Source organism: Mucilaginibacter flavus (genome assembly GCF_030409315.1).
GTDB classification, from domain to species: domain Bacteria; phylum Bacteroidota; class Bacteroidia; order Sphingobacteriales; family Sphingobacteriaceae; genus Mucilaginibacter; species Mucilaginibacter flavus.
Genome location: NZ_JAUFPS010000094.1, coordinates 68,538 through 93,142, shown reverse-complemented (window position 1 = coordinate 93,142; position 24,605 = coordinate 68,538). Strand labels below are relative to the sequence as shown.

Here is a 24,605-nt window from a genome sequence, read left to right as displayed (position 1 = left end):
GTTCTTAACACCCCCTGCACCCCCGGTATAACAATAACAATCTTTTGTTTTATGTTTCTTTTGTTAGACCAAAGGCAATGACGCGGTTTTTGGGCCATCCTCCTCCAACTCAAAAAGTCTACTTTATCATATAACTCATCTTATTAACCCCTACCCCGGTAATCTTAAGTGATTTCCAGTTGGCAGGCAGTTTACTTTTAACCTGGGTTATCCCGGTTGGTGTAATATCCAGGCCGCCAAAACCCATCAATAAACTTTGGATAATCCCTCCCGCGCCGGTGGCAAAATATGGGTTTGTACCTCCCTTTGTTTCGGCAATCACCCTAAACGGTGGGTTTAGGTTTGGTTCATAGGCGTCCTTGAAAAAATGGTAAGCTTTGTCGCCATTGCCTAAACGCGCGTAAAGCAAAGCAAAAACTGCCTGGGTCATGGCAGGCGTACCTTCGTTTGGCACACGGGTTTCGTAGTATTCAAGGTCTTTCTTAATCTGCCCGGGATCGATTATGGTTTTTAGTGGATAGGCCAGCAGGTTTACATCTGCTTGTTTAATCCCTTCGCCGTTGTAGGTGGCAAATTCACGGGTAACGCCATTATCCATTTTTAAGATGGGAATATTTTGCGCTACTAATTGCCAATCGGCATCGGCTTTAAGGCCTAATATTTTGGCAGCGGCGGTCGCATTTTGCAGGTTAGCCTGGGCCGCGGCATTGGTAAAGGCGTTGTTATCAATATTTTCTGCCCATTCATCGGCAGCAACTACATTTTTAATATCGTAATGGCCCGGGCCGCTACGTTCAACGCGGCTTGCCCAAAAATCGGCAGTGGCAGAAAGTATTGGCCAGCCTTTTTCGCGCAGCCAGTCCTTATCCTGCGTAACGCAATAATAATTCCAGGCCGCAAGGGCAACATCCGCCGTAATATGGTGCTCAAAGGGACCGCTCAATGCCCAAACCGGTGTTTCCTCTACCCCACTATCGGCACTTTCCCAGGGGAACATCGCGCCTTTATATCCATGCGAAAACGCGTTTTTTCGGGCAGCATCCAATCGTTCAAAACGGTATTCAACCATCGATTTAGCAATTTCGGGGTGAAGCACCAACATGGCCGGATACATCCAAACATCGCAATCCCAAAAAACGTGACCGTTATAACCTAATCCCGATAAGCCCATTGGCGATGGTGAGTATGCCGTGCCGGCACGAGAAAACGAATATAGGTGGTACAGCATACTGTGAATATCCTGTTGCGCCTGCGTGTCGCCCTCTACCTGGATATCGCTGGCCCAAAGATCATCCCATGCTTTATTATGAAATTTAATTAACCTGTCGCGCCCTTCCAACTTGGCAAAAATGGTTAAACGCTCAGCCTCGTTCAAAGGATCAGCATGATGGGCCGACGTGATGGACGAACCGGTAACCGCGTATTTATAGGTTTCGCCGGCGGCTATGCTTTTACTGAACTTCATGAGGTGCATGTTATTATCCCACATTTCATGAATAATGCGTGGCTCCTGTCCATGCGGCTCATTAAACAAAAACGAAGTTGATGCACACAACTGCATTTTGCCTGTAGGGCTTTTAGCCGTTGAGGTTAACAGGCTGATGGTTACATGTGGTCGATCAATCTCGTTATAATAATTCTGTACCTCTTTTAACGCGTCCGGTGCTTCCATCACACTGGCAGATGTAATACTGATAGCCTTTTTCGCCGTAACGGATACATCCATTAAAACCGTAAAGGGTAATTGGCGCAGGGAATAGTAGGTATATTTTATGGTCGCCTTATCCGCGTAATCAAACGTGGTGGTGAAGGCAGCGTGCTGCATATCCAGCTCCTGTTTAAAATTGCTGATGTTTTTCGCGTCGATGCGCCTGCCGTCAATTTCCAGGTACATGTTAAGCAGATTAAAACTGTTTAAAAAGTTACTTACCCTGCCACGTCCGTACAAATCATAAGCGCCGGCAAGCACTACATTTTTAACTTTAAAAGGCTCTGGTGCAGATACAATGCCAATCATCCCGTTGGCTACCGTGATGCCGTAATAATTTGCCGGATCAATTTTATCCGCTTTAACAACCCATGGGTCGGTATTTTGCGCCTTTAGGGTAACCGGTATGGATAGCGTTAATGCTATACACCAGGTATATATTTTTTTCATTACCGATGATTATTTTTTTAACTGAAGCTTTTTCAAAACCAATTGCCCAATTTGAGCACCTTGCTTGTTGCCTATGATACAAGCGTTTTTAAAATGAATACCACCATAGACCCTTGAAATAGCGGCCGATTTTGCTGCTTCCCTGAAAGATTTGAAAGACATAGGATCTATCCCAAATTCCGACTCTGACGAATCGGTATAAGCAAAATTATCCCCTATCCTATTGCTCAACACCTCGGCCGCGGCCGAAGAAATTACCGCGTGGCCGCTGCTATATTCCGGAAATGGCGGTGTTTGGATATAAGGGTGCCAATCGGGATTGATGTATTTGGTGATAATAGTTTCGGGGCGTACATAGTTTGACCTGTATTTAAGATACCAGCAATTGATAAAGCCATCAAATAAAGCGATAGCCGTTTGGGTATAAATGCTTACGGTGGTATTAAAATCCATCTTTTTGGCGCGGGTAGCTATACCGGTGATATTCATCCAGTGCCCGCCCGGCGAAAACTTCTTAGTGGCAAACATGGCATGCCCAACTACGTTGAGTTTAAACGCGTTATCATCCCAAAAATCGGCCTGGTGTTTTTGCTCTTTGGTTAGGCTATCAACAATGTTTTTCACCTCTAATGCCTGTAGATAGAACTTGCTGTTTTTGTTTTTTACATCAAAAGCCGGTGGATCTGGCGGAATAAATTGGGCTGTTGAATCAAGCACCATCGGCCTGATCTCGCCCCAATGCGCCTCCAGAGCCTGGGCATACATCGGCGGTGTTGGTATCCACCTGCCATCTTGCTGTTTCACCGTAAACTTACTGGCCGACCGGGTTTTTAAATAGTTATCGCCCTTGCTCCATTTCATGATTGATTTAGCTACCTTGTTGGCGTAGTTTACCGATCCTTCAAACAAATCATCGGGCATGCCCGCATCTTTGGCCTTCTGTTTTAAGCCATCAACATATTGATCCATACTACCCTCCGGAAACGTTACCGCGTTACCCACGTAACAAAACGCCAGGAGCGATGCAAACTGGTAATCAATGGCGGTATCTTTTGAAGCTTTTGGTGTTGGCGGCAAATGTTTTATCTGGCCAGATAAAGTATTGTAATGAGCAGCATCGCCGGCGGCAATAACCTGGTAAGCGGCGATATTGGCATAAGCATAATTACGCGAAGCTGTTACCGGCGGAAAGTTGTTTTCCAGCACAATATCATTTAGTTTTTTTACGGTGACGCGGTACAATTCGGGGTCGTGAATTACCTTTTCGTAGTCGGGCTTTTTACAGGATGCTAATAAAAATAATGCCCCTGTCATACAAAATAAAAAGGATCTCATAAATTAAAATAAAGGTTTAAACGCTGGCAAACCATTGGGTTAAAATTTGCCGGTTTTTATATTGATCAACAGCCAATATAGGCTTTTTTACGTTACTATAAGCCTATAAATGATAGTTTTTTAACATAAAAACCAACTTAATTATCAAGGCATTTATCTATCATAATTGCATCTAAAATATTTCAAAAATGATTCAATATCATTAGATTTACCATCCCCCTTTATAACCGAAATGAAGAAAATTGTATTGATAATTTTAGCTGCCCTTATACTTGCTGCAGCGGCTGTATATTTTATAATTCCATCTACCCTTACTATCAGTAATGAATTAACCGTTGAAGCATCAGATGGCGTTGTAGCCAAGTATCTAATTCATAAAAACCTATGGGACAAATGGTGGCCGGGGAGCAAGATTACCAACGACCACTTTGCTTACAAGGGGATACAGGTTGAGATTAATAAAACAACCAACGGGGGAGCGAATGTTACCCTCCAACAAGGCGACTTAAAACTGGATGCTGATATCAGCTACCTGGCAGAAGATTTTGCGGCAAAAATTAAAATACTGGCTGAAAAACAAAGCAGTATGAACCCGGTTAAACGCATTACCGACTACTATGCAGCCCGTGAATTAGAAACCAAAGCAGGCGAAATTTTAAATAGCCTTAAACTTTTTTTAGAAGATCAAAAAAACGCGTACGGGTATAAAATTTATATTGATAAGGTAAAAGACGCATTTTTACTTACTACTACCACAAGTGCTGCCAGCTATCCCGATATGCAAAACATTTATAAGCTCATTGATAATTTAAAACAGCAGGCTATAGCCAAAGGGGCCAAAACAACCAATTTCCCGATGCTGAATATTACCAAGGTTGGCAAAGCTGAGTATCAGATTAGTTATGCCATCCCTATTGATAAAAAAATCACGCCACCTGTGGGTGCAACCATAAACCAATTGGTAATGGGAGGCAATTTATTAATTGCCGATGTAAAAGGTGGCCCCCATACCGTAAATGATGCTTTTGAGCAAGTACAAATCTACATGAAAGACCATAAATTGATAGCCCCGGCCATGCCGTTTGAGTCATTAATTACCGATAGATCTGTTGAAAAGGATACATCAAAATGGGTAACAAAAATTTACGCTCCAATTTTTTAACTACCGGTTTACCAACATCAGCCTGCCATCATAAGTAACCAGCAAATAATCTGTTGACGAGGCGCGTTTAACTGTGCTAAAAAAGGTAAGCTCCTGCGAGTTAAAGGATGGGTTGGTAAAGTATCCCGGTTGGTTAAACTGCTTTTGTTGTTTATTGTATTGCAGGGTTGCCAAACCTAAGGCATCGTATTTACCCTCGTAGGGCACTACACCCCAAAAGTTCCCGTTGATAATAATATCGTTTTTTGTACCGCTAATAACCGATCGTATTGGTGCCTGCTGATATAGATAAGGTAATGCGGCAAACGCATTAGCGTGTAAAACATCGCTTATAAAGATACTGTTGAATTGGTTTGCACTTAGGCGGTTATTATCATCTAATTTATCTTTAAAAATCTCGGCGGTAGTTTTATCGGCCATTTTTTGGTAGCTCAGCCATTCTTTTTTGAGGTATGGCAGCTCCTGCTCCAGATCATTTTTAGGGCGGAACGGATAGTACTGACCTTTAACAAAATAGGATAGAATAAGATCATTTTTCTCGTCCTTATCCAAATCGGTATTATAAGCGTATAATGGCTGCTCTGGTGTTACATTGTATTTATTATTTGTTCCCCAGTTGCCTGCTATTAAATCGGCCTTGCCATCACCATCAACATCTGTTACTAATGCCGATTGCCACCAGCCTTTTTCGTTATCAAGTAGTTTTGATGAAAATTTATTAAGCTTTTTACCATCGTTTAAAAATATCTGTATTGGTTGCCATTCTGCCGTAATCACCAAATCGGGTTTGCCGTTTTTATCTACATCGGCAACAGACATACTGGTTACGTATGGAATAGATTTGATATCGCTAAACCGTTTATCATTACTAATTTCGAAATTACCGTTCCCCTTGTTAATCAAAATAGTAGATGGAATATTTGCCGTGTAGTTTTTGTACGAGATAGCAGCCGTAAGCAAAATATCATTCAACCCATCACCATTAAAATCAAAAGCCAGCATTTTTGCGGTTTGATTGCCTATTTTGGGTAGCGGCTTATACTCAAATTGAAAGTTTCCTTTATTGATATATAAACGGGGCTGTAATAATTTATCACTTTCCTGGAAAGGGTGATTGCTGCTAATAACCAGCAAATCAGGTTTACCATCATTATTCACATCAGTCCAAATAGCCTGTTCATCGCCCGATGTTTTAAACTGATCAAAAGCCGGAACTTTTATTTTATCGTAGCCTCCGTTTTTATTGCCTGCGAGCAGGTATTTTTCTTCATCGACAAAGCCACCTACATATATATCGTCAATACCGTCGCCGTTAACATCGGCAACGGCAATAGCAGGCGTATGCGGCAGGTAAGTATGTGGCAATAAACCATAGTAGTTAAAGTCGGGGGTATCAAAAGGTTTTAATTGAGCTAATAGTTTTGCTTGTACAGGCGAGTGATCAAATTGCTTTTTGCTGCCGATAAAGTTTTCAATAGTCGCGGCAGTATTGCTATCATCAAGCCCATATCCCACATAAGTGATCTTGTTTTTGGTTCCCGGTTTAAAATCATTGATTACCTGGTAACTGTTATTGGGCCAAACCACCAATAATTCAACGGGTTTATCGCCGGGTAAAAAGGTAAATAAAAGCTCATTGCTCAGGTTGCTTTCATAGGCGTTACTGGTTTCTATCTCCTGGAAATCAACCTGTTTTTCTGATTTCATGAAAAACTTTGTACCTATACCGTCGGGGTTTAGGTTGGTATATTTAACGGCATACTTAAGATAAGCGGGCTTTTGATCTTTGTGGCTTTCCATTGTTGTATTTTTATACAGGTAAGCCGGCTCATCCATATTGTTGGTTACAATTTCCAGGTCGCCATCATTATCCAAATCAACCGCTACCGAACCTGCCGAAATGGAGGGCTGTTTCATGTCATTTATGGCCGAAACATCAGAAAATTTCAACTCATCGCCCCCATGATAAAAGAAATTATGCACCGCGCCATCGGGCATCATATTGATCTTGTCTTTATCAAAAACACGGTTGTTTTTATAATCCTGCATCACCTGCGGATCGCCAAGGTATTTGAGGTAATCCATATCATTCAGGCGTTTTTTGATGCCGTTGCTAAAAAACAGATCCTTACGCCCATCCATGTCGAAATCCTGCACCAGTGGCGACCATGTCCAATCCGTGGCCGATACACCACTGTACAAACCCAGGTCAACAAATTTGCTGCCGTTACCAACATTAAGCTGAAGGCAGTTTTTTGAGTATTGATAGTAATAACCAGCGTTAACTTCCTGGTTATAAATATCCAGGGGTTCATCGTTAATGGTAGATCGTAGGCTTTTCATATCCTCGGGCAGCATATCGGTGGTGATTACATCAAGGTGGCCATCTTTGTTGATATCGCTGATAGTATTGCCCATCGAAAACAGACTGGTATGCCCAAAAGCGCCCTTTAATTGTTCTTTAAAAGTGCCATCGTGCTGGTTTATGTAATAATAATCCTGCTCAAAAAAATCGTTACTTACGTAAATATCGTCCCAGCCATCATTGTTTAAATCGCCTACACTTACACCTAAACCATAGCCAATAGGCGCGCTGTAAATACCCGATTTTTGCGTTACATCCGTAAAATGGCCATTATCATTCCTAAACAGGTGATCGCCGGCATCATGGCTGTATTTAAACCGAAGGGTGGAATCGCCATAGGTATCATTACTATGCACCGATGAAGTAAGCAGAAACATATCCAGATCGCCATCTTTATCATAATCAAAAAATGAAACCTGGGTTGATAAGCCAGCAAAATCAAGACCGTATTTTGCGGCGCATTCCGTAAAAGTAAGGTCGCCGTTGTTAATATACAGCTGATTCTTACCTTTAAACCCTTTGTAGCCAGAAACTACAGACACATAAATATCTTTCAGGCCATCGCCATTGATATCAACAACCGTAACACCTGTTTTCCAGTTGCCGGTGCCGGCCACTCCAGCTTTGGATGTAATATCTTCAAACTTTAGGCCGCCTTTGTTCAGGTACAATTTGTTATCGCCCTGGTTTGATACAAAATACAAATCCTGCAAGCCATCATTGTTAAAATCGGCTGCTGCAACACCCGCTCCGTTGTAAAAATACAGGTAGTCTAAAATGTTAACAGAATCTGTTACAACGTTCTTGTTTACAAAACTGATCCCGGTTTCACTGGCTGGTAGTAATTTAAATACGCCCTCTCCCGCTTTTTTGGGTTTACATGCGCTTATAGCAATAATGCTTATAAACATCAACCAGCAATATATTTTAGTTGGCATAAGTGTGTATTAGTTAGTTGGCATTATTTTATTGCTGAAGTTTATATGCCTTAAGCGGCGCGTCATTAATCCCAAACAGATAGTATTTGGCTCCCTTTGCATTTTTGATAATGGCCGATGAGCGCACCTGCCCATTTAAATTGAAACCACTTTTTGCGGGCGGGGTATAAGTAAACCCATTTTTGCCGTATTGATAAATTAAACCCCGATTGGCATCCAGCCTGCCCACTTCTGGCTTAAAGCCATAAAAATTGCCTGCCAAAATTATCTGCTTAACACCTGTATTATTGATATCATCGCATAAAATGGTATTCACCATAGATAGCTGCGCATTTACCGGTAGTTGTTTACAGGTAAACTTTTTGCCCTCATTTAAAAATACTGCCGAAGCGAGAAAATTCATTTCATGCACCTCCGCCCCTTCCAACATCTCGGCGGTAAACACTTCGTTAAAAGGTTTCCCTGCATAATCGGCATAGTTTAGAAAGCGTTTTTTTAGTATCGGCAATTGCCCAACCAAATCTGGCTTCATATGAAAAACATAACTCATATCGCCCCGGTACATGGAGGTAACACATTCTTTTGTGCCGTTATTGTCAAAATCTTTAATGTAAATTTTCATCGGCTTTGCTTCTGAAGCTTTAAACTTAGAATTCAGGCCGATGTTGCCGCCTATAATATCAAGCTTACCATCGCCGTCAACATCTGCTACTTCAAGGCTGCTCCACCAGCCTTTGTAGTTATCTAATTGCTTGTCTTCGGTAAATTTGCCTTTAACGTTTCTGAATATTTTAATACCCATCCAATTACCGGCAACTATCAAATCGGGCGAGCCATCATTATCCAGATCGGCCCATTTGGCGGCCGTCACCATGCCCAGTTTGGTATCTTTCCCCAACACCTGTTCTGATACATCGGTAAAATGACCATCGCCATTGTTATGAAATACGTATGATTTAGGCGCGCATCCGTAAAGGCCCGGCACACTCCTACCCCCGATAAACAAATCAGGATGCCCATCGCCATCATAATCACAGGATACTATAACCGAAGCATTAACCCCGGCATGTAAAGTGCGGCTCGCGTCGCGGTGGAAATTCCCCTTGCCATCATTTACATAAAACCGAGGGAAATATACCGGCGTGCCGGCTTCATCGGCATTGCCCCCAACACCCACAATAAGGTCCTGATCGCCATCGCCGTCAAAATCGGCAAATACGGCACCGGCATTTTCCAGGTATTCCTGTTTGGCCAGATCCGGCGGTATGGTTTGCTTAAACTTGCCATCTTTTTGCTGTATGTAGATAGCTGCCCATGAGTTCTTGGAACTGCCGAAATAAAAATCTGTTAAGCCATCATTATTCACATCGCCGGTTGCTATGTAAGGGTTTTCTGTAGATAGCATTTGCAGCATCAGTTTTTCATTGTCAAAATCAATAAAGTCGTCTTCTTTATGCTTAGGGATGCTATCAAATACCGCTTTGGTTACATCGGTAAATAACGGCTTAACTACCGGTTTGCTCCAATTGTAGTTTAGGGTAGCATCTGTTTGCCGGTAAGTATAAACTTTATCGGCTTTTACATTTTTAATCAACTGATATTTGCCGCCGGGCCAAATAATTTGCAACGAATCTACCTGGGTATATTTACCGATGCCAAGTGTAAGCAAATTTGGCGAGGTGCAGCTTTCAAAACCACGGGTTGGCTGATTGTAGTAAATAAGCGCGCTACCTTTCATAAAAGCTTTGATAGTAGTACCCACCCCAAACTTATTGAAGCCGCTTCCTTTTAGCTTTACCTGTATGTGATGGTTGCCATTTTTTTCGGCGTTATTTTTGTAAACATAAAGCGGCGAATTAACGTTGTTTACCACCAGGTCGTTATCACCATCGTTATCCAGATCGGCATAGGTTGATCCGTTACTGAAAGATGGTTTATCTAAACCAAAATCAACCGTTTTATTGGTAAAGGTTAAATTATGATTATTTAAATAGCCATAGTTTGACAGCGGGGTTGATTTCATTTTATCGGTAAAATCTTTAAAATCAAACTTTTTACGGCCTTCGGCAATTTTTGCCATGTTATCGCGGTTACCTAAAAACTCAATGTAATCCTGGTCGGTAAGATCTTTATAAATACCGTTTGATATAAAAATATCTTTCCAGCCATCATTATCCATATCAAACATTAATGCTCCCCAGCTCCAGTCGGTAGCGGCAATGCCCGAGTAAAACGCGGTTTCGGAAAATGTACCATCACCGTTATTTACCTGCAGACAGTTTTGCATATATTGGTTGTAATAACCATCGCGCTGTTTGGCTTTTATAACATCGTACGATTCAAAAGAGGTCATTTGCTTAAGGCGCTTATCCCCTTCGGGCAACATCTCGGTGGTAAACACATCATATTGCCCATCGTTATTAATATCAGCGATATCAGAGCCCATTGAGGCCTGGCTAAGGTGCCCCATTTCGTTTTGGATGTCCTCTTTAAAAGTTCCGTTTTTTTGGTTAATGTATAGGTAGTCGCGTTCAAAGAAATCGTTAGAAACGTAAATATCCGGGTAACCATCCTGGTTTACATCAGCTACAGAAACACCTAAGCCAAAACCGATATCACTTGAAAAAATGCCGGCCTGTTGGGTAACGTTGGTAAAGTGGCCGCCATCGTTACGGTACAGCCTTGCGCCGCCAAGCGGATCAATTACAGCCCGTAAGTTGCTGTTAAAATCAAAAGCGCCGATAGGCTTAAACGAGTTATTTAACACAAAGCAATCCAGGTCGCCATCATTATCATAGTCGAAAAATATGGCCTGGGTTGATAATCCATTATCTACCAGGCCATATTTCGCGGCTTCTTCTTTGAAAGTACCATCGTGCTGATTAATAAATAATTCGTTCCCCTTTTCATTGCCTTTTGCATTGCCGCTGTGGCATACATATATATCCAGCCATCCATCGCCATTGACATCGGCCATGGTTACACCCGTACTCCAATACTTGGTGCCTTTTACTCCGGCCTTATCGGTCACATTTTCAAATTTCCAGTTGCCTTTATTAATGTAGAGTTGGTTGCCCCCCTGGTTTGAGGTAAGGTATATATCATTAAGACCATCGTTATTAACATCGCCTATGGCAACGCCGCCGCCATTGTAATAATTACGGTAGCTGAACACGTTAGTACGATCCTGATCATTTAGCTTGTTAATAAAATTGATGCCTATATCATCATTGGATTGAAGCGTAAATAACGTGGACTTGTTTATACCGTTACATGAAAAAAGTAACGCAACTGCCGAAAAAGTGTAAAATACCGACCTTTTAAAAATCATTTTAGACATATAAAAACAAACGTAGCGGAAAATTTCCGCTACGTTTTAAATCAAATCAAATAAACCTCAAGATTAGTAGCCTGCGTTTTGTTTCAGGTTAGGGTTTGTATCCACAGCACGTTGTGGTATTGGATATACAGTCCTTGTTTTATCAGTTTTATTAGGGCGCTGATCAACCGGATCATTGAATTTTTCAAACCTGATCAGGTCATTTCTTCTCCAGCCTTCATAGTAAAGTTCGCGACCACGCTCTGCCAATATTGTAGCGGCATCTGCAGTTGTTGCTACCGACGCGCCGCGGGTTGTTCTTAGTAAATTAAGGATGCCTAAAGCAGTTTGGCCGTTTGGATCGGTACCACCACGCATAATAGCTTCCGCTTTCATCAGCAAAACATCTGAGTAACGAAGCAAGATGTAGGTATTAGTTGCATTATCATCATTTACAGAACCATCTGGTTTAGGCTGAGGGAAGTATTTAATTACACGGATACCCTGAGCTTCGGTAGAATAGTTTAAGTTAACATCCGGCGTGAAGATCAAAGGCTGCCCACCACGTTGCTTTAAAGCCACGTTACCAGGTCCGTATTGCTGACCGATCAGGAACCCTGTTCTTAAACCGTTGTATTCGGTTAATTTAGGATAAGTACCACCAATACGCTCATCGCTGGCCTCAAAGCTGTGATAAAAATCGGCAAGAGTGGTAAAACCATTCCAGCTGCTTGGGCTTTGGTTGTAGTGCATGCCCATCCTCCAACGGTTGTGGGTATTTGCAGGCGCGTTTGTAGCGGTGTTGATACGGCCAAAAATAATTTCGGTACTCAATGTGGTGTTATCCCATGAAAAGTTATCAAAGTATTTACCAGGGCCATTTAAATGGAAACCGGCAGCGGTTACGCTATTGCAATAGCCAATAACTTTATTCATATCGGCAGCAGAAAATGTAAACGGACCACCTACAGTAGCTGCTTTATATACCGCTTTATTTAGGTAAACCTTTGCCAAAAGCGCTTCTGCGGCTGCTTTACCGGCATGGCCAATATCAACAGGCGCGCCAAGGTTTGCTTCAGCAAATTCCAGATCTTTAATAATAAAGTCGGTCGCATCGCTACGGTTGTAAACAGTTGGGATAGCATCAACAGAACCTGCCGGGTCACGGAAAGGAGCCTGGCCGTAAAGATCCACTACTTCAAACATGAAATAAGCCCTTAAAAAGCTGGCTTCGCCTTTTACCTGGTTGGTAACGCCAGCCGCGTTAATAACCTGGGTTGCGCGGTAAACGCCAGTGTTAAGCTCATCCCAGGTATCGCTAACCTGGTTGTGGAAAGCATCCCAGGTATGGGTATGCAACTTACGCCAGGTACCAAAATCGCCCCAGTCTGTACCACGAGTTGGGCCCATCATTTCATCTGTTGGGTGCTCTTGTAAAGCGTATGTGTTAGCCTGGTTTGATTGTCCGTTTAATTGTGAATACACACCACCTAAATCGCCGGTAGAACCATTACTGGCGGCCCTTACCTCTTTAGATCCATACACCTTCTCATTCAGTTTTGTACAACTCATGGATGCAAGCACAAGTGCGGCAAGGCAGGTTGTTCCAATTTTTACTGTAATCTTTTTCATATCAATATTTTTAAAATCCTGCATTAATTCCAAAAGTGAAAGTACGGGCCTTAGGGTAACCTGTATAATCAATACCTCTTGATGGCACGTTGTTAATTTGTTTGTTAACGTTAATTTCCGGGTCGAGGCCTTTATAACCGGTTATTAAAGCTAAGTTTTGACCGGTTAGGCTAAACCTTAAGGTTTTAATAGCTTTTGTATTTTTAAGCGCGAATGTATAACCAAGGCTTACGTTTGATACACGTAAAAAGTCGCCTTTTTCTAACCAGCGGGTTGATACCTGGCCAGAGTTTAGCGGATTTTCGTTTGTGAAAGCTACATCCTGCGATACGTTGTGACCTGTAAGTAAACTACCTCTGTAGAAATAAGCGTTAGCTGTATTATCATATACGTAGAAACCTGTTACAGCGTTTAAGAATACGCTCAAATTCCAGTTACCGTAAGTAAAGTTGTTGGTTAAGCTGGCTGTAAATTTAGGAAGCGCGCTGCCTTGTAAAGTTTGCACGTCAATTCCGTTTGGATAGATACCAAAACCCTGGGCATCAAGGCCGTTGTATTTAGCCACTTTAAAGGTAAACAATGGGTAGCCGTTTTGAATAACCTGAGAGAATGCACCTGAAAGGCCCTGGCCATTGATAGCACCTGTTTGTACAACACGACCTGTAAAATTCTCTACATTGTTTTTAAGCAAGGTCATGTTATAATTGATTTCCCATTGGAATTTAGAAGTGTTAACTGCCTGGAAGGTTAAACCAACTTCCAAACCTTTATTGATAACATTACCGGCTAAGTTTGTCCAGATACCTGGCGCCGCTGTTGGTTGTGGGAAGGCATTGAAAAACAAAAGGTCTTTTGTGCTTTTGTTAAAATAATCAACTGTTCCTGATAACCTGCCGCCAACAATGGTGAAATCAATACCTGCACCATAAGCGGTAGTAGTTTCCCATTTCAGGTTAGGATTAGGGAAATATAACTGGCTGCTGTTGCCTGCCAAATCTGTTTGGAATACCGATAGCGACTGATAAGCAGGGAACTCCTGGTTACCGGTTTTACCGTAGTTTAAGCGAAGGCTCAAATCATCAAACAATGATTTTGGAGCAAAACTTTCGTTAATAACTTTCCATTTTAGCGCTAATGCAGGGAATGTTGCGTATTTATGATTGGCACCAAATTTTGATGAACCATCTGTACGCACTGTAGCGGTCAATAAATATTTATCTTTAAATGAATAGTTTAACCTTGCATAGTATGATTGTAACTCAGACCTGGTAGTATCACCAAAAAGAGGGAAATGATCTTTAAAACTATCGAGGTTTTGTACCAGTACATTAGGTGTAACCGTTTGGGTTCTGATATCGGTGATGCTTTTATTATTAAACACCTGGTATGAGTAACCACCTAATATGGTAAATGAACTGTTATCAGACCATTTTTTTTCATAGGTTAAGGTTTGCTCGGTAATCTGGCTGCTTAATTTTACGGTTTGCAAATCGCCCTGGCCAATTCCTGATATGGAAGGAACTGTTTTACCCCTGATTGTGCTGCTGCTGGTATAACCCTGAATTCTTGGATCATAGAAGGTTTTACGTTTTGCCAATGAATAATCATTACCAAAAGTACCGCGGTAGCTTAAGCCTTTAGCCAGTTTAATGGTTAAACCCAAGTTACCCAGTGTTCTGTTTATGTTGTCACTATCATAAGTGTTATTCAACATATCAACCGGGTTTAGGTTGCTACCATCAAAATAGTAGGTACCATCGGCGTTTTTAATAGGATAAGTTGGGTTAAGACCAATTGTAGCACCAATTAAGCTACCCTGGAAACCAGCATCGTTGGTAACCGGCGCATATTGGTTTTTTACATTTGATCCTAATAAGCTCAGATCCAACTTAACCACATCTTTAAATAACATCTGGCTTGCGTTGATACGGCCTGTTATACGTTTTAACCCCGATTTTTTGATAATACCGTTCTGATCATCATAACCAAAAGATGCCCTGTAGGTAAAGCCATCTTTAGCACCGCCAAAACCAAGGTTTACAGTTTGTGAAACCGCTTTGCGGAAAATCTGGTCCTGCCAGTTGGTGTTGGCTCCTTTATTAATAGCATTAGCATCGGCACCTGTGCCTGCAACCGCTTTCAAAAAGTCGGGAGCGCTAAGCAGATTGTAGCGGCTTGCGGTTGAACTTAACGAAGTGTTTTCGGAAAACTGGATGCCTTGTCCTTTACGACCTTTTTTGGTAGTAATCAAAACCACACCATTTGCACCGCGCGAACCGTAGATTGCAGAAGCAGATGCATCCTTTAATACCGATATGTTTTCGATATCATTAGGGTTTAAGAATGATAAAGGATTTCTTGCTGATGACATACCAATCGGGCTTGAACCACTTGAAGCAGCATAGCTATCATTTGATACAGGCACACCATCAATTACATATAACGGATCATTACCAGCCCTGATTGAACCGGTACCACGAATGTTGATAGAAGCACCGCCGCCGGGCTCACCGCTTGCAGATGTTACTGTAACACCTGCAATACGGCCCTGAAGCAATTGATCTGGCGTTGAAATAACACCTTTGTTGAAATCTTTAGTACCAAGTGATGCAACAGAACCTGTAGCATCTTTAACTTTTTGGGTACCATAACCAATTACAACTACTTCGTTTAATGATTTGCTTGAAGTTTCGAGGCTTACATTGAGTGTGTTGCCACTACCCAGGTTTACTGTTTGGGCAACATAGCCAATATAGCTGAATTTAAGCGCGGTAACGTTTCCGGCTACGGATAATTTGTAATCACCATCGGCAGTGGTAATGGCCCCTCCTGTTGCGCCAACGGCTGTTACTGATACACCAGGAAGCGGTGACCCATCTTTTTTGTCAGTTACCTTTCCTGTAATAGTCTTGTTCTGAGCCATAACGTTGGCCGAGAAAAAGAGAATAACAGCAAAGAAACATACTTTGAGTAAGTGTTTAAATTGCATAATTACTGGGATTTAGTTGAAATTGGTTTTTTGTTTACTTGGTTTAGACTTTTAAATTTAATACGATAAACCTATATATGCTAACAACCTGATACTATTTATTTTTTTACGAGACGATAAAAAAATAAAGGTAAAATAACTCAAAGTCATCCCCACCAAAACCGGAATAAATAAACTTAGCAGGAACTGAACTTTTTATAATTGGCTGTTAAAAATGTAATGGTTTAGAATATCACACCTTAAAATCTTATGCAATTTAGCGATAAATGACATACAAAAGCACGCTGCAAAGGCCGTTTGGGGTTTTAACGACCTGTTTTAAAATTTATATAATTTTTTTTATCGTTTTTTAAAATCAAATATTTGATTATCAGTGATTTAAATTTCAAATCACTTGAAAAAATATAAGCTTTTTTTACCATTTTGTAACGCAATTATTGCTCATTAATGAGCAATAATTGCAACTTTCATGTTACCTAAAGCGACAAAAAGCATCGCAAAATCAATTAAAATCAAAAGCTTTAATGTTCATGATGCGTTGTTCAAAATGCTCAGGGTGCAGGGATTTGGCTTTGATACGCATTTTATAAACGTAAATAGTGTTAACAGAATACTCCAGAATTTTGGCGATAGTGTCATTATCCGCGATACCCATTCTGATAAGGGCAAATATGCGTAGGTCGGTATTTAATACTTCCTCTTCGTGCGGCCATATCTGGTCCTTTTCATCAAACAAGGTATTAAACACGTGTACAAAGTTGGGGAAGATTTTAATGAAGATGTGATCAAAGCTGTAATACAGGCTTTCACGCTCTTTTTTTATATCAATCTTATCAATCAGGGTATGAATGGCATCATACTTTTTCATGGAGAGCTTAGCATCCACAGAAATTTTTAAATTTTCGAGCTTTAATATATAGCCCGATATGGCTTTAAAAAACTGCCCGATATATTCCTCTTTAATTTTGGCGTCTTCAATAAGCTTACCATTAAACTCACTTAGCTGTAGGTTTTTGCTTTCAATCACACGCTCCTTGATCTTTACTTTATTGAGTTGTTTAAATATCAACACCAGGAAAAACACCACCAGGAGCGCCAGCGCGGTAATAATGATCAGGAAAATGAGAAAACGGTTCTTTTGATGTTCTGAGTTGTTAAGCTCGGCGGTAGCTATCAGCGGAAGGATGGCCCCTATCTGGATTTTTCTTTGCCTTGCACCATAAAAGTCGGCATCCTCTTTAGCCAGCTGTATAAAGCTATAAGCATCTTTAATATTACCTTCCATGTATAACAGGTCGGCAAGGGTGTATAAGGCTACAGTTTCGCGGGTTGACGATTTCACATCGGCTATAGCCGATTGGATCATCAAATTTATTCCCTCATTTTTTTGATTGGTTTCTAAATATATTATCCCTAACGAGCAAGAAACCATGGCCCTCAGATGCGTGGATATTACCTTATCTTTTTCTAATAGTTTAGAAAACCATTCTTTCCCTTCTTCATACTTTTTTTCCTGCAGTTTTTGAAGGCCAAGCAAATAATTGCGGGTTATAAAATCGGTACCACAATAAGATATGGCCGAATCAATAACCCGGTTACCTGCGGCAATATAATATGGCGTAAAATATTTATCGTTACTGTAATTGGCCAAATCGTAATTACAGCGTCCTAAAAAAAAATAATAATCTATTTTGGCCGGGTTATCCAAAACCTTCACATCAACCTTATGCAAAAAATCAAAGGCCTCGTGAAACATGCCCGAGGATAACAGGATAAACGACATTTTAACATAGCTGTAATACTCTTTAGGCTTATCCCCCTTGAGCTTACTTAAGGCTATCATTTTATCTACATATACATAGGCCGAATCGAACTGATAGGCTTTGTATTCGCTGTATAAACTATTCAGGTAGTAAAATTGCCCTTCAAAATCATTTGCCTGCAACCGGGAACGATACAACTTCAATTTATTGATCCGCGATTCTTTGACTCCCTCATAAGCGCTTTTTTTGGAGATTTCAACTTTCAGCTCATCAATTAAATCGTCGGTTGAATTAGATGCGAAGACAGAAAAACTGGAAAATAGAAAAATCAGGCAGAAAAAATATTTCATATTTTAGGTATATTCTATAAGGTTTACACAGACGGCAGCTATCAGGTTTCTTAAAAGCCTCGCTTGAAATTAATTATAATAAATCAATTTTAATCAATTCATCAGCTTTAAAGCTTCATTTAGCCTATCAATGCCTTTTATCAATAACAGGGGTACGAATTATTGAGGCAAATAGCTACAAAGTCAATTGTATTAAAACGCATTGCTAAAAAAATTCGGAGCAAAAGCAAACACCGTAAATCGATTTGATTAGCGGCAAGTGTTGTTTCAATCGTAAAATTTAATTGTTGGTTTATAATTTCAAATATATACAATAGTGTAAATGTTGCGGGGTATTTACACCATTTATGTTTGCAATATAAGCGTTGAGCAACGTTTATACCTGATAAACAAGTACTTCATTTTTTAAAAAATGAAGTACTTGTTTATATAGCCCCCTGGCCTGCCACTTGTATAGTATGCCGGGCGCGCAATATTCCTGAAGACGGTGTAGGGAGTAATCCGTTAACGGAACTCCAATTGTTTTTTTAACACCACATTATCGGCGGCTTTGGCAATCATTACGTCAAATGTTCCAGGCTCGGTAACGTGTTTCATTTGCCGGTTCCAGATTGCTAAATCGTTACTGTTAATGGTAAAACTTACTGTTTTAGTTTCGCCTGGTTCGAGTGCTATTTTGCTAAACCGTTTTAATGACATTTCGGGCGTACTAACAGAATTTACTTTATTGCCAAGGTACAGCTGCACAACTTCTTTACCGGCCATAGTACCCGTATTTTTAACATCTAACGAAACACTCACCTGGTCTTTTTTGCTGAACACGGTTTTTGAAACTTTCAGATTATCATACTTAAATGAAGTATAACTTAAACCGTAACCAAAAGCGAATAAAGGATCGGTTGACGAAAACACATAATCGCGACCGGGTTTTTCAATAGTACCGGGTTCCCGGTTATTTCCCTTTGCTGAATTTACATAATTATAAAATACTGGAATATGCCCGGTTGACTGCGGCACACTCATATTCAATCTTCCGGATGGATTTACTTTCCCAAACAAAATGTTTGCTATAGCCGCGCCGCCTTTTTCGCCGGGGTACCAGGCTTCCAGTATTGCCGGAATGTTTTGCTTTTCCCAGCTAATGCTCCAAGGCCTGCCATGTACCAATACCAGTATTACAGGTTTACCTGTTTTATATATCTCCTGCAGCAATTCGCGCTGCACGCCTTGCGGGTTAATATCCGTTACATCATAACCTTCGCCACAGGTAAACGGGTCTTTTGGCTCATTGGCCGGCGCCTGCCCATTCCAGCCTATACCCTGGAAAACTACACTGGTGGTACCTAAAACCACTACCACGGCGTCGCTTTCGTTGGCCGTTTTTACGGCTTCGGCAAAACCGCTTTTGTCGGTGCCGCTTAATTCGCAGCCCTGGGCATAATTCACTTTAACGTTATTGCCCACATATTGCTTAATGCCTTCTAAAGCGGTTACGCCCGATAGGTTATCGCGGGTAAAACTGTAATCGCCATACTGCACCTTGTTGGCATTTGGGCCGATAACTGCTAATGATTTAATTTTATTGATATTTAACGGTAATAGGCTGTTTTCATTTTTTAGCAGGATGATAGACTCCTCGGCTATTTGCTGCGATAGTTTAATATGCTCCGGCGTGTGTAGCCTGCTTTTCAGTTGAGCGGTATCGGCCAACGGCTTTTCAAACAGGCCAGCCTTAAATTTGGCAGTTAAGATACGCGCTACCGCCGTATCTACTTGCGATTCTTTGATTTTGCCGGCTTTTACCAATTCAACCAGATGCGCGTAAATATCCGGTCGGGCAGCTTCTAAGTCAACGCCGGCGGTTATGCCAAGTATGGCCGCATCCGCTTTGGTTTTGGCAACTTTATGAAAATCATATAACTGGCTTAAACCACCATAATCAGAAAAAACGTAACCTTTAAAGTTCCATTCTTTTCTGAGCACCTGTTTCAGCAAAAACTCATTGCTATGCGCCGGGATACCGTCAATTTCGTTGTATGATGGCATTATGGCCGCAATGTTGGCTTCCTGCACTGCATCCCTAAACGGCGCCAGGAACATGGAACGTAACTCGCGTTCGCCAATTTCGGCCGGTGCAAGATTCATACCGGCTATCGGTTTGCTGTAAGCCGCAAAATGCTTACCTGTACACATCACTTTATCAAAGGCAAAACTTTGGTGTGTTTTTGCAGGATCGCCCTGCATGCCAATTACAAATGCCGAGCCCAACTGGCCCACCAGGTAAGGATCTTCGGCAAAGCACTCCTCTACCCTGCCGTAACGTGCATCCCTGATTAAGTCAAACAATGGGGAAAGCGCTTCATCAACACCAGAGGTAGATGCTTCATTGGCAATAGCAGCGCCCATCTGCCTGATCAGGCCGGGGTTCCAGGTACTTCCCTGTGCTATAGCCTGCGGAAAGGTTGTTGCACCCGCAGCTAATTGCCCATGCAGGCACTCGCCAATTTGGATAGGCGGAATGCCCAAACGGGTTTGTTCACGGGCATATTTTTTGGCAGCAATCGATTGCAGAGCAATATCATGAACATTGCTGAAAGGGCTCTCTAAAACGCCATATGCAATTTTGCTGTTTTTTGATTCGCTTAACGATGACATGCTCATCTGCCCTACTTTTTCTTCAAGCGTCATTCGTTTTAAAAGATCGGCCACCCGTTGCGGCACAGGCACCTTGGGATTTTTATAAAGCTGGGCGTTTGCGGCAGTGCCCAAAAGCAAAGCGGCGCAGAGCAAAACAGAAGTTTTCCTGGTAAACATTAACATAGATAGGTAGTTTAAATTTCCAGCTATAATACTTGTTTAAACAGGTATTATAGCGTGTTAAAAATAGCCTTATTTTTGTCAATATGCTTTAAATAAAGCTACAGATTGTATTTTTTATGTGTAACTTTAATTATGTGATAGAAGATAGAATCTTTTATCGTATGATTGCCAAAAAAACCTGTGAATTTTATTGGATGTACTAAAACGAAAAGTATGTCTGTTGGTTTACAATAAAAAAAAATAGAACAAAACTTATAATGGTGAAATTATTTGTCGGGGGATTCCCTTTGGACATGACCGAACTGGACCTGGTTAAAATGGTGAACTTACATGGTGAAGTAAGTACCATTAAAATTGTGCGTGATAAAAAAACAAGAATATGCAAAGGTTACGCCTTCCTGGAAATGAAAGACCGCGAAGGAGCCGAAAATACGGTAATAGCATTGGATGGCACCCCCATGGGCGATAGGGTTTTAAATGTTAAAATAAACGAAGAAACCTACGTTAAACAACCGCCACCACGCAAAAGCTTTGGCAATAACAATAACCGCGGCAATAGTAATTACGGCAATAATAATAACAGAGGCGGTAATAACTTCAGAAACTCATCATCAGCATCAGAACCTGCAAAGGCTAAAAGACCACGACGGGCTATCTGATAAAATTATTAAAAACTGATCATAAATGTGTTTATGATCAGTTTTTTCGCAAATTACTCCGCTAACTTCTCCCTCCATCCAAAACAGTTAATATCTTGCTATCAGCGGCAAGTTATGGTGTATAATTATTGCCTGCTACGCGGTACATTTATATTTTGATAACATAAATGTAACCAATGGCCAGCTTAGTTAAAGTTTCCGCTTTATTTTCAATATCATTAAGTTTTTGCGCAAGCGTATTCGCGCAGCAAAAAGATTATCCAATACAACCTGTGGCATTTACCAGTGTTAAGGTTACGGATAGTTTTTGGCAGCCCAAAATGGAGGTGAACGCCAATGTAACCATTCCCTACGTGCTTGAACAATGCAAAAAGAATGGCCGCATGGATAATTTTTTGCGGGCCGCCAAACAGTTAGATGGCGATAAGCTAAGTGAATTCCCATTTGATGATACCGATGTTTATAAGGCCATAGAGGGTGCATCCTACTCCATGCAAAACAAAAAGAACCCCGAACTGGATAGATACATTGATACACTCATAAACATTATTGGGGCTGCCCAGGAACCCGATGGCTACCTGTATACCTTCCGCACCGTTCACGCCAAAAAGCCCCATGAATGGATAGGCGATAAACGCTGGGTAAATGAAGAAATATTAAGCCATGAGTTATATGATTGCGGGCACCTGTATGAAGCTGCTGTTGCCCATTACCAGGCTACTGGCAAACGTACCCTGCTTAACATAGCCATAAAAAACGCCGATTTACTGGTAAAAACCTTCGGACCGGGCAAAATTGAAGAATACCCGGGCCACCAGATTGTGGAGATTGGCTTATCAAAAATGTACCGGGTTACCGGCAATAAACAATACCTTGATCTGGCTAAATTCTTTTTAGATGTGCGTGGACCTAAAGGCGATGCTTATAACCAGGCCGATAAAAAAGTGGTTGACCAGCACCAGGCAGAAGGGCATGCTGTACGCGCGGCCTACATGTACACCGGAATGGCCGATATTGCCGCTTTAACCGGTGATACCAAATACCTTACGGCTATTGACGATATCTGGGGCGATGTGGTTAATAAAAAGCTGTACATCACCGGCGGCATTGGGGCAACCGGCAATGGTGAGGCTTTTGGCGATGCCTACCAGTTACCCAACATGTCGGCCTATGCCGAAACCTGTGCGGCTATTGGTAATGTGTACTGGAATAACCGCATGTTTTTGCTTCATGGCGAATCTAAATACATCGACGTATTGGAGCGCACTCTATACAACGGTTTACTATCGGGCGTATCTTTAAGCGGCGACCGCTTTTTTTACCCCAACCCGCTCGCCTCCATGAACCAGCATCAGCGTAGCGCATGGATTAGCTGTGCTTGCTGCATTAGCAACATGACCCGTTTTTTACCATCATTACCCGGCTATGTATATGCCAAAAACAAAAATGACCTATATGTTAACCTTTTTATGAGCAATAGCAGTACTATCAAACTAACATCGGGCAATGTAAACATTGTACAAGCCACAGATTACCCATGGAAGGGCAAGGTTGATATTACCCTTAATCCTGCTAAAACATCGGCATTTACATTAAGGGTGCGCATCCCTGGCTGGGCACAACAAAAACCTGTTCCCGGTGATCTTTATACCTTTATGAATAATAAACCTTTACCTGTTATCCTGTTAGTTAACGGCAAGGCAACGTCGTTTGTAAACGAAAAAGGTTATGCTGTAATAAAACGCAGCTGGAAAAAGGGCGACAAGGTTACCCTGAACCTGCCCATGGAAACCGAAAAAGTTTTGGCTAACAGCCAGGTTAAAGATGATAAAAGCAGGTTTGCATTTGAACGCGGACCAATAGTATACTGCCTGGAAGGACCAGATAACCGCGATAGCCTGGTTCAAAACATTATGATTGATAAAGACGCCATTGCCAACGCCAATTACCAGGCCGACCTGCTCAATGGTGTGGACGTGATTAGCACCGAAGGTAAAGGCACCAAAAGACAGCTCAACAGCACTAACCTTACCGAAACCAATCAGCAAGTAAAGGCCATCCCCTACTATGCATGGGCTAACCGTGGGCCAAGCGAAATGACGGTTTGGATTCCTTATGAGGCATCGGCATCAAGACCGCAGCCCGCGCCAACCATTGCCAGTACCAGTAAAGTAAGCGCATCTTTAAAAAACAAAAAGATGTTCGCCTCTATCAAAGATCAGTATGAGCCGGCCAGTTCGGCCGATAATAGCTACCCTTTCCTGCACTGGTGGCCTGCTAAAGATACCAGCGAATATGTTCAATACGATTTTGACGCGGCCCACACCGTAAGCGAATCAAAAGTTTACTGGTTTGACGATGGCCCATGGGGCGGTTGCCGTATCCCGGTATCGTACCAGGTATTTTATAAAAAAGATGACCAGTGGCTTCCGGTAAAAAACACAACGCCGTATACCATAAGTAAAGACAGCTTCAACACCGTTAGCTTTGAGCCGGTAAACACAACAGCTTTAAAAATGGTGATACAATTGCCTAAAGATAACTCTGCCGGCATCCATGAATGGGCTGTTAAATAACCCCGGCGATATACAACAGAGCTTAGTATAAATACCAGCCCGGTGCAGCGTTTAAATAAACACTGCACCGGGCTTTGTTTTTAAACATAGCCGGCTGCTAATACCATAATATCTACGCAAAAAATTATTTTAGATTGCTTTTGAGGGTGTCTCTGCTAAATCAAATCCTTATACCTCACTTACAGTGCTTTACAAATTACAAACTCCATCTAAATACCGCACTTTCGTTCGCCAATCGCCGAAATATCGTATCTTAAAAATCAAGAATAAATCATAAAACACTAACAATCAAAAAGTTAACACCATGGCACGTTGTATGCAAAAGACGATGTAAACAAAAAAAACTATCAACCATGGAAGTATTTATATTTTTAATCACAAGAGCAATATTGCTTTGCTGCCTGCTGGCACTGGTGTATGTAATTGCACCTCAAAAAGATTTACAGGATCAATTGGAAGAATGGGACAAATACAGGGATTGAGCTTCTTACATCCGCTTAAATAGTAAAAAGATTACTTGACATAACTGCCCTACTACC

General features: G+C 41.5%; 12 protein-coding genes. 4 read left to right on the top strand and 8 right to left on the bottom strand.

What is annotated here, in order from left to right:
* Nucleotides 1-118: 118 nt before the first annotated feature.
* Entirely contained in the window at nt 119-2,158 is a 2,040-nt protein-coding gene (locus QWZ17_RS27140; protein WP_290308486.1) for a kojibiose hydrolase, read from the bottom strand.
* A 9-nt stretch (nt 2,159-2,167) separates the two neighbouring features.
* Nucleotides 2,168-3,493, bottom strand: a complete 1,326-nt coding sequence (locus tag QWZ17_RS27135; RefSeq protein ID WP_290308485.1) for a vanadium-dependent haloperoxidase — start codon at nt 3,491-3,493, stop codon at nt 2,168-2,170.
* Between the two features lie 232 nt (nt 3,494-3,725).
* Here QWZ17_RS27135 and QWZ17_RS27130 point away from each other — a divergent pair, with 232 nt between their 5' ends.
* The gene (locus QWZ17_RS27130) at nt 3,726-4,655 is read left to right on the top strand and encodes a GyrI-like domain-containing protein (RefSeq protein ID WP_290308484.1); all 930 of its coding nucleotides are present in this window, start codon (nt 3,726-3,728) and stop codon (nt 4,653-4,655) included.
* Here QWZ17_RS27130 and QWZ17_RS27125 read toward each other — a convergent pair whose 3' ends face one another.
* From QWZ17_RS27125 to QWZ17_RS27100, 6 genes are all read right to left on the bottom strand, one after another.
* Nucleotides 4,656-7,958: an FG-GAP repeat domain-containing protein gene (locus tag QWZ17_RS27125; RefSeq protein WP_290308483.1), complete on the bottom strand. Its 3,303-nt coding sequence runs from the start codon at nt 7,956-7,958 to the stop codon at nt 4,656-4,658.
* Nucleotides 7,959-7,986: 28 nt separating this feature from the next.
* Nucleotides 7,987-11,289 carry a VCBS repeat-containing protein gene (locus QWZ17_RS27120; RefSeq protein ID WP_290308482.1) on the bottom strand — a complete coding sequence of 1,101 codons (3,303 nt, stop codon included), beginning with the start codon at nt 11,287-11,289 and terminating at the stop codon, nt 7,987-7,989.
* Nucleotides 11,290-11,361: 72 nt separating this feature from the next.
* Nucleotides 11,362-12,909: a RagB/SusD family nutrient uptake outer membrane protein gene (locus QWZ17_RS27115; RefSeq protein WP_290308481.1), complete on the bottom strand. Its 1,548-nt coding sequence runs from the start codon at nt 12,907-12,909 to the stop codon at nt 11,362-11,364.
* 10 nt (nt 12,910-12,919) lie between these two features.
* Nucleotides 12,920-15,898 (bottom strand): SusC/RagA family TonB-linked outer membrane protein, encoded by a 2,979-nt coding sequence (locus tag QWZ17_RS27110; protein WP_290308480.1) that lies wholly within the window; start codon nt 15,896-15,898, stop codon nt 12,920-12,922.
* Between the two features lie 502 nt (nt 15,899-16,400).
* Nucleotides 16,401-18,011 carry a SusR family glycan utilization regulator gene (gene susR / locus QWZ17_RS27105; RefSeq protein WP_290308479.1) on the bottom strand — a complete coding sequence of 537 codons (1,611 nt, stop codon included), beginning with the start codon at nt 18,009-18,011 and terminating at the stop codon, nt 16,401-16,403.
* Between the two features lie 504 nt (nt 18,012-18,515).
* Nucleotides 18,516-20,825: a glycoside hydrolase family 3 N-terminal domain-containing protein gene (locus QWZ17_RS27100; protein WP_290308478.1), complete on the bottom strand. Its 2,310-nt coding sequence runs from the start codon at nt 20,823-20,825 to the stop codon at nt 18,516-18,518.
* A 263-nt stretch (nt 20,826-21,088) separates the two neighbouring features.
* On the opposite strand from QWZ17_RS27100, the gene QWZ17_RS27095 reads away from it, so the two are divergent.
* The 3 genes from QWZ17_RS27095 to QWZ17_RS27085 all read left to right on the top strand — a co-directional run bounded on the left by QWZ17_RS27095 (nt 21,089) and on the right by QWZ17_RS27085 (nt 24,548).
* Nucleotides 21,089-21,490 (top strand): RNA recognition motif domain-containing protein, encoded by a 402-nt coding sequence (locus tag QWZ17_RS27095; RefSeq protein WP_290308477.1) that lies wholly within the window; start codon nt 21,089-21,091, stop codon nt 21,488-21,490.
* Between the two features lie 176 nt (nt 21,491-21,666).
* Nucleotides 21,667-24,066 carry a glycoside hydrolase family 127 protein gene (locus tag QWZ17_RS27090; RefSeq protein ID WP_290308476.1) on the top strand — a complete coding sequence of 800 codons (2,400 nt, stop codon included), beginning with the start codon at nt 21,667-21,669 and terminating at the stop codon, nt 24,064-24,066.
* Between the two features lie 353 nt (nt 24,067-24,419).
* On the top strand, nt 24,420-24,548 hold the full coding sequence (locus QWZ17_RS27085) for a hypothetical protein (RefSeq protein ID WP_290308475.1): 129 nt from the start codon (nt 24,420-24,422) through the stop codon (nt 24,546-24,548).
* The last annotated feature ends 57 nt before the right edge of the window (nt 24,549-24,605 follow it).

Coding starts and splice junctions, on each gene's coding strand:
- QWZ17_RS27140 (WP_290308486.1), bottom strand. CDS start 2,158: ATGAAAAAAATATATACCTGGTGTATAGCATTAACGCTATCCATACCG.
- QWZ17_RS27135 (WP_290308485.1), bottom strand. CDS start 3,493: ATGAGATCCTTTTTATTTTGTATGACAGGGGCATTATTTTTATTAGCA.
- QWZ17_RS27130 (WP_290308484.1), top strand. CDS start 3,726: ATGAAGAAAATTGTATTGATAATTTTAGCTGCCCTTATACTTGCTGCA.
- QWZ17_RS27125 (WP_290308483.1), bottom strand. CDS start 7,958: ATGCCAACTAAAATATATTGCTGGTTGATGTTTATAAGCATTATTGCT.
- QWZ17_RS27120 (WP_290308482.1), bottom strand. CDS start 11,289: ATGATTTTTAAAAGGTCGGTATTTTACACTTTTTCGGCAGTTGCGTTA.
- QWZ17_RS27115 (WP_290308481.1), bottom strand. CDS start 12,909: ATGAAAAAGATTACAGTAAAAATTGGAACAACCTGCCTTGCCGCACTT.
- QWZ17_RS27110 (WP_290308480.1), bottom strand. CDS start 15,898: ATGCAATTTAAACACTTACTCAAAGTATGTTTCTTTGCTGTTATTCTC.
- susR (WP_290308479.1), bottom strand. CDS start 18,011: ATGAAATATTTTTTCTGCCTGATTTTTCTATTTTCCAGTTTTTCTGTC.
- QWZ17_RS27100 (WP_290308478.1), bottom strand. CDS start 20,825: ATGTTTACCAGGAAAACTTCTGTTTTGCTCTGCGCCGCTTTGCTTTTG.
- QWZ17_RS27095 (WP_290308477.1), top strand. CDS start 21,089: ATGGTGAAATTATTTGTCGGGGGATTCCCTTTGGACATGACCGAACTG.
- QWZ17_RS27090 (WP_290308476.1), top strand. CDS start 21,667: ATGGCCAGCTTAGTTAAAGTTTCCGCTTTATTTTCAATATCATTAAGT.
- QWZ17_RS27085 (WP_290308475.1), top strand. CDS start 24,420: ATGGAAGTATTTATATTTTTAATCACAAGAGCAATATTGCTTTGCTGC.